The organism is Calyptranema fuscum S582 (genome assembly GCF_055793305.1).
The window spans coordinates 1-11,410 of sequence record NZ_JBSLYH010000035.1 but is presented as its reverse complement, the minus strand read 5'-3'; the positions used below and the strand labels follow the sequence as shown (position 1 = coordinate 11,410).

Here is an 11,410-nt window from a genome sequence, read left to right as displayed (position 1 = left end):
CTCCTCGCTCAAGCCTCATCCCCGAACGACACCCCTTCATACAGCAGTTCAATTGGACACTCAAACTCAATGCTGCTTAAAGAAATCACATCTCCTGCCTGATAAGGATAGTAGAGCCACATCCTGCCCTCACCCCGACGATAACACTCCACTGCCACCTTCTCAGAATCAATCAAGATATACTCTTGCAAGCTGGGCATCGTCTGGTAGTAGGTGAACTTTTCACCCCGATCTTTTGCCTCAGTACTGGGAGAAAGCACTTCCACCACTAATTTGGGATATTGGATAAACTTGCGGGCATTCAGGTCTCGCGAGTCGCAACTGACAATGATATCTGGATAGTAGTAAGGACTGGTGAGACTCACCTCCAGCTTCACATCCGATACATTAATCCGACATCCCCGCGATTTTAGATGGGGGCGCAACGCCGTGTAAAGGTTGAGGGCAATGTCATTATGAGGAATGGTGCCACCCGTCATGGCAAAGAGTTCACCATTGACATATTCATGGCGAATCTCTTGCTGAGATTCCCATTCCAGGTATTCCGCAACCGTCATTTTGAGCGGTTGTTGGGGAGACGTGACCATCCTCAAAAGCTCCTTTCGCTCTCCTCAATTGTTACAGACAATCGCATCTTTCTGCAAAAAGTGAGGAGTGGCTATATCTTTATCGATCGTCTGCTGATGGAGGATTTTGCAGTAATGCTTGTTGAGGAACAAAGATCAGGAACTCGATCACCTGGCTTAAAATAGTACAAAGTGGGCGATTGCACCTATAAAAATATTTAGCTCTCAAAAATAATATCTCACTTACTTTTCAATCTCAAGTTTGATTCTGTCAATTTCTATCTTCCCGTTCATGCTGGTTTAATGAGATGGAGTGCGATCGCCAAACTAACCATTTTTTGATTCTTCTAAATCAATACCATCACGACTTTGCGACACAACCAAACGACTAAGGATACGGCCATCTTCTAAACGGAAGAGATTAAATTCTCCACCAATCTGCTGCATTAGAGATTGGCAATTAGCTAGCTGTAGCCCAGGAGGACTATCAAGAGTTGAGGGCGCATCTTGGACGCGTCCGGCATGTAGTTCTTCCAAAAGTTTTGGCTCAACCGTTCCATGGTCTGTAATAGAGATTTCAAACCAACGTTCATCCAATGAACGGCACCAAATATCCAAACGACTGCCAGGAGGACATCGCTGCCCAGCAAGGGTAAAGAGCTCATTCAAAACAAACTCAATTGTTATAATATCACCCACAATTTTAGTAGCAAATTCATTGTGGACTTGTGACCAGAGCTGACGCTGTTTAATCAGAGGTTCTGCCCGCTCTAATACGCGCTTAAGTAAGCTGGGCAAGGAAACACTATGCACTTCTATCTGTGTTCCGATGGCTTCTAAATCTGTAATAGAAAATTCTAGCTTCAAGTTCCCAAATTTCAATTGGGTTCCGTTCGACAATACAGCTTCCTTTTGATAAAGTTTCACCCATCCATAAGAGCCAGGAATTAACATTAAAGTGCCATAACGAGAGAAGTCACGCAAAAAGTACATTGGCTGATCAACATTATCAGGAGCATAGCGATACATGATCTCTGCATGCCGACGAGATACTCCTGGTTCACCAGACAGCACTACATCGTTATCTGGGTCAGTCCCAATTCGCATTACTTCTCCTTGTATGATCCACTCTTGGGAGATGGAGAGCGATCGCAGAACTGCAACAAAGACTCGTTTGGACGAATGCTCAAGTATCTCATTAACTGAGGTATTACTCTGTTGAGCATAACCAATTCTTGTCAGTGCTTCTGTTGCCTTCTGACGCACGTCAAAGTTTATATCTTCGATCGCTTTGAGTAATGCAGGAATAGCTACCTCAGAACCAATCTGACCTAATGCTTCTGCTGCGCTTACTCGTACTTTACTGTTTTGATCACTCAGTGCACTAACTAAACCAGGTACTGCTAAGTCAGAACCAATTTTACCTAATGCCTCTGCTGCATTTGAGCGCACAATACGATTTTCGTCATAAAGTACATTAATTAATGCAGAAATAGCTGATTCAGAAGCAATACTACCCAATGCTTGTACTGCACTTAAACGTACGTTACTATTTATATCATGCAGTGTATTGAGTAAAGCAGCAATTGCTAAGTCAGAACCGATTTTACCTAAAGCCTCTACCGTTCTTTGTCTAATATCACTACGTTCGTGACGGAGTGCAATCAGTAAGCTAGAGGTAGTTTCTTCATCTTGCCGTAGTAAATCTACTTGATTTTCAATTTCTTGCCGCATTGCCACAAACCATTCTCGTGTAGCACCTTGTCCTCGACTGACCTCTGTTTCAACTGTGGCTAACCACTGCTGCGCTTTTGCCGGAGCAAGAAAATTGAGCGCTGTTACCTGTTGGGCGCGCTCCAGTTCCACCCGGTCTGCCCAGGGAGAATGATGATCAACATATTGCCAAAGCAAGGTAGCAATATCACGAATTCGTTGAGCATCATAGGTTTGAGTTAAGCCTGCTAGCAATGCATCTCGGATTCCCGGTTCAATTTCATACAGACCTTCATCAATCTCACGGCAAAGAGGGGAAAGGAGAAACTCAAACTCAACGGTATAAGGCAAAACTTCTGGTGGATCAAGAAAGAAGTTAATTCGTAATAGATGCAACAATTCGGCATTGAGAGCGACGGGCAATGCAGCATGATATGCCAGATGTAGGGCAGTTTTACCATAGTCCCCACACTGTTTCTGAAAGTCATTCAGACGACGCTGTGCCCGATCGATCGCCATTGCAGAAGTCATAATGGTTTCTCAATTATATGCTGATGTCCCCGGAGTACATTAACGGCTCGTTGCATACCCTCGCGATCGAGCGCAAACATAGGCACATGGCGAGCAATATGGGCAGCAGTGCTGTTGAGCCAATAGGGTTTGGGCAGGGGGTTGAGCCAAACATAGTGTGAAGTATAACTCCGGAGGGCTTTCATGAATGCGATCGTATCGAGCAATCGCGAAACCCGATAACGGTTGCGAGCGGCTCCAGCATCGCTGATTAAAACAACAGCCGATCCTGCGGCATAAGACTGAAGGACATAGGTTAGCGACTCAGGAGAAAGTAAATTAGGATCAGTGTAGAGATAACCTTCTGATAGAGGCTGAATTTGCGGCAAGATTGGGTCAAGGGATGGAAACAACTGCCCGGTCAAGGATTCTAGCACTTGATCATCGGCTCCTTCGACGGGAACATTGTGGAAGTAGTACAGGGCAGTTTCTTCCAGCCTGCCTGCTTGTTGGATGGCAGTGCAGACCTCACCACAAAATTGGTGAAACGGATCCATTGAACCTTGGCGATCGATTAGCAGTAACAAGCGAGCACCATTGTGCCGTCTAGGTTGAAGGACTACAGTTGTTGCAACACCTAACCGACTACGACGGGCAATCGTGCCCTCAATATCAAGTTCTATGGGTGCTCCGGTGCGAACAGGTCGTCGCAATCGTCGCCACGTCTGGGCAACTTCTCGATAAGTCAGGGGAAATTGTGGCACAAAGATAAACGGGCGCTCAGATACCGTTACATCAGCGAGGGAAATCGGAGGAAGCCCACCCCGAGATTGAGTTTTAGGACTGTTCTCCTGTAAACCCTTAGCTTCAGGATCTGGCTGTTCGGATTGTAATAAGAATTCATCTCCTGCTGCCGTTGCATCAGGGTCTTCCAGAGAATATTGCCAATCATCTGGATCAGGCGCAAGTTGTTCAAACAGTGCAGATAAAATGTCTTGCTCTCGGCGTGACTTTGCCCAGAGAGAATTACATAAATCTTGCAAGGCTTCACGGGAAGTCCAACCAAATCCAGCGCGTAGGGCATCTCGCAAGACTTCATACTCTGCCGGTCCAATAACAAAACCTCGACGACGCAAGCGTTGAAACAACTGCCATAGAAAAGGGGGTAGCACCGGAACGTCAGTCATACGTTGTCCTTTCTTTTTGCACCAAAGCTTCCATTGCCCGTTGTCGATCGCCTTCTTGTTTCAACAATGCCCCAATACTAGGCAGGCTATCCAGTTCCTCAATCGGTCTCTGCACAGCTTCCAAATAACCAACCCAATCTAGTAGTTCACTCAACCCTGGTTTTTTACTCAGATCCAGTTGGCGCAATTGCAAAATGACTGCGATCGCTTTCTGACTCAGTGCGGCATTGCTAACCTGTTGGGTTGCCAAGACTTGTTGTAATCGTTCTTCGGTAGCAGGAAACTCAATGTAGTGGAAAATACAGCGCCGCAGAAATGCGGCGGGTAAGGCTTTCTCTTCGTTATGGGTGACAAAGACAATCGGCCGTAGAGCGGGATGATTGCCCACTGCATAGTGCATTTCTGGAGCTTCTGTAACGCGAAATTCTAGACGGTCAAGTTCCCATAACAGATCATTGGGAAAATCAAGATCCGCTTTATCGATTTCATCAATTAGCACCACAGACCGTCGCCCATATTGTGCTCGTGCGATCGCCCGTCCCAATGAACCCAGCCGAATATATTGCTTAACATCTTTGCTTTGCTCTGCCCCAATCTGAGCATCATAGAGCCGATTGACAGCATCGTAGGTATAGAGCAAGTCTTGGGCACGACTGGTAGATTTGATATAGCTTGTCTCCAAGGGTAAGCCCAGCGCATAGGCAACGGCATAGGCCAAACGAGTTTTGCCACAACCCGGTTCCCCTTGAAGCAACAGTGGACGACCTAATGCGATCGCCAAATCAACAGCTTCTTTGAGTTTGGCATCGGGCAAGTACAGTTCTTTGGAAACTGCCTTTTTGAGCGGATGAGTAACCGGAACCGGATCGATGTCAGAATCTTCGATGTCCTGCATATCTGGCAGTCCGGCATAATCAACTTGAGAGAACCAGGTGGAGATATCGATCGCACGCTTAGACATGAATCTGTTTCCTCAATCGAGTTGTTCTAAGAAGGCATCCGCAGATAGGGAAGGATTGCTTTGTAAGATGGACAGAGTGTACTCCAAATGCTCATAGACTAGCCCCACATCTAAGCATCCTGTTTGCATGTCACCCAAACAGCGATCCACCATTTTCTCTCGCCACTCATCCATTACTTCTTCCCAATTCAGCGATCGCGTAATATCTCGAATCCATTGAAAAGCATGACTTTCTTTAAACTGAGGCGGATGAAGTAAAAGGGCGTCAGGTGGAAAAATGCAGTCTGCACTACCCACCATAACAATAATCAATCGATACTTGAAATCGTCTTGAAAAGCAATCTGGATTTGCTGCCAGAAATCTTTGGGAATACTAGAATTTGCATCATGCAGACCGACACGAATCGGACAGATGACATCGCTGGTCTGCAATAGCTTTTTATATTGCTTGATGGCGTCAACAGCTTTACTTACGGAAATCACTTGCGGATTTAGGGAAAGGGGTTGGCGAATTTGAATATTACTGCGACCTAATTCATGTTTAAGGCGATCGCAGAAGTTTTTCAGGAATGCTCTTTCACCACAGGGCACTGCCAGTCCAATCAACCCTCGTTTATCCAGCAGTTCTCCCAGACATTTATCCACTAGCTGAGTTAAATCGAACCGCGACACTTCGGGGAATTGCTGGAAGGTAGCTCGTGAGGAAAGTTGAGGTGGGATGGTTGCTGAATTGACTTGTTGCAGCGTATTTTGGAACGCTTCTGCGTCATTGCCTTTGAGGACAATCACCTGGTTATTGCTGCCTGTGAGAATGATCGACTCAGCCGCACTACCACCGATCGCCACTGCTTGTTGTCCGGTTGCCAGCATCACTTGTCCCGATCGAATCGCAGCCACCAGAGCTTGAATATCTGTTGGTGCTAAGGTTCCACTTTTGGCGCGATCGACGATGGTTTGTAAATCTTCTGGCATAGCTGTGTTTAGCTCTGAATCTCTTTATTCCTTATTCTTGATGCTCGCTACCCTTTCTGGATACACCGGAATAAAGGGTAATCCTGCCTTGTTGAATCGAACAGCGAATGATCGGGCTAAGAAAAAAATATCAGAGCGGTAAATATCAATTTGAGGGGATTGAAGCAGTTTTGCTAAACAGGATGGACGATCTATTGTTCCCAATGCTACTACTGCGTCCCTTCTTCCAGAATGTTTTTCATCATTCAGTATGGTGATTAAAGCATCGACGGCTTTATCATTACCAAGCATTCCTAATGCCGCTGCCGCGCTCATTCTCACATTGTGTTCCTCATGATTGAGTGCGGTGATTAAAGTGTCAATGCCTTTATCATTACCTATCCTTCCTAATGCAGCTGCTGCACTCACTCTCACCTCCATGTCCTCATGAGTGAGCGCAGTGATTAAAGTGTCAATGCCTTTATCATTACCTATCTTTCCTAATGCAGCTGCTGCACTCATTCTTACATTGATGTCCTCATGATTGAGCGCGATGATTAAAGCGTCAATGCCTTTATCATTACTAATTCTTCCCAATGCTGCTGCTGCGCTCACTCTCACCTCCATGTCCTCATGAGTGAGCGCGGTGATTAAAGCGTCAATGCCTTTATCATTACCAATTCTTCCTAATGCTGCTGCTGCGCTCACTCTCACATCACGATCTTCATGATTGAGTGCGGCGATTAAGGCATCGATAGCTTTATCATTACCCATCGTTCCTAATGTATCTGCTGCGTTCGTTCTCAAATAGCAATCCTTATCATTAAGCGTAGTGATTAAGACATCAATAGCTTTATCATTACCTATCGTTCCCAAGACCTCCGCTACGCTGCTTCTCACATCGCAGTTCTCATGATTAAGCGTGGTAATTAAGGCATCGATGGCTTTATCATTCCCAACCATTCCCAATGACTCTGCTGCGCTGCTTCTTACAGAAAGAGCTTCATCATCAAGAGTGGTGATTAAGGCATCGATAGCTCTATCATCACCAATCCTTCCCAATGACTCTGCTGCACTCCTTCTCACATAGCTGTCCTCATCATTAAGCGCGGCGATTAAAGCATCAATAGCTTTATCATTACCCATCCTTCCCAATGCTGCTGCTGCTTCCATCCTCGTATAGCTGTCCTCGTGATTAAGAATGGTGATTAAGGCATTGATAGCTTTATCATTATCAATCCTTCCCAATGCCGCTGCTGCAAACCTTCTCACAGAAAAAACCTCATCATCCTGATAACTGAGAGCGTTGATTAAGGCATCAGTGGCTTTTTCAGTACCAATCTGTCCTAAAACCTCTGCTGCATATACTCTCACGCCCCTATTCTTATCGTTGAGGCTCGTTTCTAGCTTCTCACCAAGAGAAGCATGGATTTGACCGATCGCTATCACAACCGATTGAATAAACTCAGCATTTGGATAAGCCAACCAAAACTGGTAGATCCGGTCAATGATTTCTTTAACCAATGGCAGTGAGCTTTCTTCGCACTCGCCCAAACAACGACCCGCTAACAACAGTTGTGTCTGAAAAATGTCATCTTTTTCAGTTGTGATGGCTTGCAGCAATGGCAACGGCTTTTTCATTCGCCCTGCCATGAGGGTAATGGTTTCATGCCAGTCGTATTCCCAGAAATGCTCCTTTGCTAATTCAATTCCATTTTTTGCTCGTTCCAGGTAACAGGCGGTCAAATACTCCTGAAAGGTGCGATGCAAGAACAGATATTGATTATCCTCCGAGTTGAGCTTTTGTAAAATACCGTCCGCTTCTGAAAGTTCAGCAATGAGTGATTCAGTGCCTGCATCTTTCAGATCTCTGGGTGCTTGCTTATTTAAATACGTCTCCATCCAGTCATAGAGATCATCAAAATCAAAGACCTCCTGATCCTGGCAAGAGAAGTGATAGGCAAGTGCTTCCAGTAAGCGAATCTTCGCTCTCGTTTTACCGGGAAATTGGGATGGTCGGGTCTGGTTCCATGTTTCTAACATGTACTCTACAGCCTTCTCATACACCTGCACCCGATGAGCAGGTAAGGTTAGCCCCTTCTCTTGATACAAACTGCAAATTAGAGATAGAAGTAGCGGATTTTGTACTAAGCCCCGCACTTGGGGTTTAGCTCGTAGTTCTCGTAACAATGCAGTTGCAGACACTAATTGGTTATTCAGGTGTTCTGCTGCATTGATAAACCAGGTTTTCACATATGCTTCAATCTGTGCTTCCTGAAAGGGCACAATCTCAACTTCTTGTCCCTCTCCTAAAAAGTTGCCATCGTAGCCCACAATCCGGGAAGTACAGATAACTCGGCTGGGATAATTCCTCAAAAAGCGATCGAGCTTTTCTTTTAACTCAATTCGGTTTCGTTCTAGTTTGGGCACCTCATCCAAGGCATCCAATAGCAATAAGCATTTTCCGGTTTTTAATTTCTTAACGAGAAAAGTGAGAAGCGGTGGAGCCGTATGAGGATAATCTCGTTGAATGAGTAATGGAATCGCTTCAACTAGTTCTTCAGATCGTTTTGCCAACTCCGAAAGACGCAGGAACAAGGGCAGGATTGTTTCCTCACTCGTTGTTTGACTTTCCCACAGCTTTTTCAGCTCCTCTTGTGCAGTACTTCCAGCCTCCATTCGCAATAAGGTGGACTTTCCCATTCCCGGATCAGCCAAGACCATGATCCGCTGGTGCTTTTGCTTGGCTTCCTTCCAATCCACCTGCTGACGTTTCAGTTCTTCTTCGCCACCCTTGAGGGCATAAGCTCGTTTCAGTTCTTCCTCTGTCTCCCAATAGCCCCGCAGCGTCTCCACCTCTCGCTTATGTGGTTCCAATGTCACCTGAATTGGGATATATTGATCCTTCAAGATAACGGGCTGCTTTGTATGGAAAAGTCGCGTTTCCATAAACCTATTCTGAACATCCTGCAAAAACGCAATTGTCGCAGCGCGTAACTCCTCTGAGGAAAGCTGAGGCTCTAACTCAACCTGCGGCATCTGTTGGAGTAAGCTACGGAGCATCTCGATGAGTTCTTGTGGATCAGTGCCCTGATTTATGACCACCCGATTATGGCTACCGACAATGTTCTGACTGCCAGTAATAATCAAGGCTTCATTTGCGTCTCCTGCGATCGCCACAGCACCATTATCAGATGCGATCGTCAGGTTCTTCATCAATGCTTGAACTTCAGTATCTGAAGTATCTGGTAACTTTTTCCGCAGGATCGCTTTGAGCTTTTCTAACCCGTCTGACTTATCTGCCATACCTCATCTGCCACACCTTGCTTGCCGTTAGCTGTTTGCCCAACTACTCTTCCAATTTCTGCTGAATCACCTTGATCAATTCGGTGAAACCAGATTCACTGTGAATCTGAGCCGTAAGGGTATTCATGTCCTTAAGAATATTGGTGAGCCGAGGAAGATATTGGCGAATTTCATTGTATAGATCAATATCCTCTCGAAAGCCTTCTAGATTGGCAGAAGACACACTTCTAATCTGCTGATCGAGTTCTTGAATCTGCTGCTCCCAATATTGCACATACTGGATGCGCTCAATCGGTTTATAAATCTTGGCATCCTCTAGAACAACTGGAAAAATCCGCTCGTAGAATTCCTCATTCTTTGCAATTTGCACTAGCTCAAACATGCAGTTTTCAGATTTGAGGTACTTCTCACTAATTACAACGACAACGCACTTACCGCGCCCAATGCGCTCCATAAAGGCTTTAATACGTCCCTTAAAACCCAAATGGTTCTTGTCGCGGATAAGTGAAATATGATTCGCTTGAAGTGCTTTCTCAATTTGGTTGGCAATCTCCTCACTTTTGCCACCCCAGGCATAGGAGATAAATACCTCCTTCTCGTCCGTAGCATCAGATGGTGATTCCCGATTCGATTTTGATGCCGATTCTTGTTTGCATGAAGTCTGTTGATCCTTGGGCGATCGCCTCTCCTCCCAAGTTCTCTGCTCAGAGGAGGCATAAGTATCTCCAATCTGTACACCGCTCATAGATTGAGCATTGAGGTTATATTTTCCACGTTGTACAACATTGTTACTGCCAACGATATTGCCATCTCCTCCTATAATGATGGCACCATTAGCATTTCCACCGATAGCAACAGCGCGATCGCCTGATGCAATAACCTCAGTACGGTTAATGATTTGACGATTCAATTCACCTGGCTCAGATTCAATTTCAGGCTCCTCTACAAAGGGTAGCCCCTTGGGTTCAGTAGCTCCACCCGCGTAGTACGCCAGTTCAAAATTATCCGCTTGGTCAAAGTTCAAAATCGGATGCTGACGATCGCGGGTTCGATGCGGTACAACTTCACGAGCGTAAAGGGCTAAATCTGCCACCCGTACATAGCCATCTTTTTTAGAGGCTCCTTTACCTGCCAGTGCTTCGATCAACGCCAGTGTAAAAGCACTGTAGGGTCTGCCTGCCAAAGATTTTTCATCGGCTTGAGACGAGGCAATCACTACTCGTCCTTTGCCATTTGCAAATAGTGCTTGAGCATCTGGGGGCAGGGGTGCTTTTTCTGCGTGGTATTGCAGTGTTGTTGCATCTCCTAAACCACCTGCATGACAACAGTCCAGTAATAACAACAACTTTTTGGCTGGAATTGCCTGCAATTTGGTCGTTAACTCAATGCCACTGATCGCGGTTTTATGAAGTTTCGTCTGGTCATAACCAAAGGGCATCAAAAAGTAGGCTTCCCCCATGGCACTGGTAACCTGATACCCATGCCCAGAAAAATAGATGATGACAGTAGAATCAGTAGTCGTTGTTTGGGCAAGTTGATCTAGTGCTGCTAGAATATCCTCTCGTTTTGCCTGTTCCTTCGTTAATAAATAGGTCTGTTCGACTGGATAGGCACAGCGCTCTGGATCAGTGAGGATTTGAGCAAGACCGATGGCATCATCTACTGTATTGGGTAAGTCTCCACCTACGCCAATGACGCAGGCATAACCATGGGTAAAGAGTTCACTCATGTGCAAAAGGGGGCTAGTATTGAGGCATTTACAAATCTATCTTACGTATGAAATTCACTCGCAGTGGAATTCTTAATATCCTGTTTCTTACATTAACAATTTGGATGGAATCCATAGTTACTGTCCAGGCAGAAATTAGCATCATTCCTAAGTCAATTACGATTTATACCACGCGAGGAGACATCATTACTCGCACAATCGCCCTTCGCTCTCCTGAAACGACCAGCAATCTCAAAGCGATTGCCCTGGATGCTTTTAGTGCAGATAACAGCACGGTTTTGCCTTCTACCGCCATTCAAATCAAAGCATCTCCTACCCAAATCAGTTCAAATGAATTGCTCAGTATTCCAATCACATTTAATCTCCAGGCTATACCCAATGGCGAATTTACTGGAGAAGTTTTATTGGTTTACACGGAGGGTGAAACGTCAATTCCGGTGATTGTCAGAGTCAAAGATCCCTGGCTTTATCCCCTGCTGACGTTATT

General features: G+C 45.5%; 7 protein-coding genes and 1 pseudogene. 1 reads left to right on the top strand and 7 read right to left on the bottom strand.

Features of this window, described 5'->3' with window-relative positions; translation table 11 throughout:
• Positions 1–8: 8 nt before the first annotated feature.
• The 7 genes from ACR6Z4_RS21435 to ACR6Z4_RS21405 all read right to left on the bottom strand — a co-directional run bounded on the left by ACR6Z4_RS21435 (position 9) and on the right by ACR6Z4_RS21405 (position 10,923).
• Positions 9–587, bottom strand: coding sequence for a Uma2 family endonuclease (locus ACR6Z4_RS21435; protein WP_479719362.1), 579 nt, complete (start codon positions 585–587; stop codon positions 9–11).
• A 306-nt stretch (positions 588–893) separates the two neighbouring features.
• Complete coding sequence (locus tag ACR6Z4_RS21430; RefSeq protein WP_479719361.1) at positions 894–2,810, bottom strand: HEAT repeat domain-containing protein; 1,917 nt, start codon at positions 2,808–2,810, stop codon at positions 894–896.
• The gene (locus tag ACR6Z4_RS21425; protein WP_479719360.1) at positions 2,807–3,976 is read right to left on the bottom strand and encodes a VWA domain-containing protein; all 1,170 of its coding nucleotides are present in this window, start codon (positions 3,974–3,976) and stop codon (positions 2,807–2,809) included. The genes ACR6Z4_RS21430 and ACR6Z4_RS21425 overlap by 4 nt, the downstream gene beginning before the upstream one ends.
• Positions 3,969–4,937, bottom strand: a complete 969-nt coding sequence (locus tag ACR6Z4_RS21420) for an AAA family ATPase (RefSeq protein WP_479719359.1) — start codon at positions 4,935–4,937, stop codon at positions 3,969–3,971. Before ACR6Z4_RS21420 ends, ACR6Z4_RS21425 begins: the two co-directional genes overlap by 8 nt.
• Before the next feature lie 12 nt (positions 4,938–4,949).
• Positions 4,950–5,909 (bottom strand): hypothetical protein, encoded by a 960-nt coding sequence (locus ACR6Z4_RS21415; protein WP_479719358.1) that lies wholly within the window; start codon positions 5,907–5,909, stop codon positions 4,950–4,952.
• Positions 5,910–5,933: 24 nt separating this feature from the next.
• Positions 5,934–9,194: a HEAT repeat domain-containing protein gene (locus ACR6Z4_RS21410; RefSeq protein WP_479719357.1), complete on the bottom strand. Its 3,261-nt coding sequence runs from the start codon at positions 9,192–9,194 to the stop codon at positions 5,934–5,936.
• 43 nt (positions 9,195–9,237) lie between these two features.
• On the bottom strand, positions 9,238–10,923 hold the full coding sequence (locus ACR6Z4_RS21405) for a caspase family protein (RefSeq protein ID WP_479719356.1): 1,686 nt from the start codon (positions 10,921–10,923) through the stop codon (positions 9,238–9,240).
• Positions 10,924–11,027: 104 nt separating this feature from the next.
• Here ACR6Z4_RS21405 and ACR6Z4_RS21400 point away from each other — a divergent pair.
• A pseudogene (locus ACR6Z4_RS21400) lies at positions 11,028–11,410 on the top strand (hypothetical protein); the annotation flags it as partial.

Excerpts from the sequence above, each read along its gene's own strand:
- ACR6Z4_RS21435 (WP_479719362.1), bottom strand. The coding sequence starts at position 587 with ATGGTCACGTCTCCCCAACAACCGCTCAAAATGACGGTTGCGGAATAC.
- ACR6Z4_RS21430 (WP_479719361.1), bottom strand. The coding sequence starts at position 2,810 with ATGACTTCTGCAATGGCGATCGATCGGGCACAGCGTCGTCTGAATGAC.
- ACR6Z4_RS21425 (WP_479719360.1), bottom strand. The coding sequence starts at position 3,976 with ATGACTGACGTTCCGGTGCTACCCCCTTTTCTATGGCAGTTGTTTCAA.
- ACR6Z4_RS21420 (WP_479719359.1), bottom strand. The coding sequence starts at position 4,937 with ATGTCTAAGCGTGCGATCGATATCTCCACCTGGTTCTCTCAAGTTGAT.
- ACR6Z4_RS21415 (WP_479719358.1), bottom strand. The coding sequence starts at position 5,909 with ATGCCAGAAGATTTACAAACCATCGTCGATCGCGCCAAAAGTGGAACC.
- ACR6Z4_RS21410 (WP_479719357.1), bottom strand. The coding sequence starts at position 9,194 with ATGGCAGATAAGTCAGACGGGTTAGAAAAGCTCAAAGCGATCCTGCGG.
- ACR6Z4_RS21405 (WP_479719356.1), bottom strand. The coding sequence starts at position 10,923 with ATGAGTGAACTCTTTACCCATGGTTATGCCTGCGTCATTGGCGTAGGT.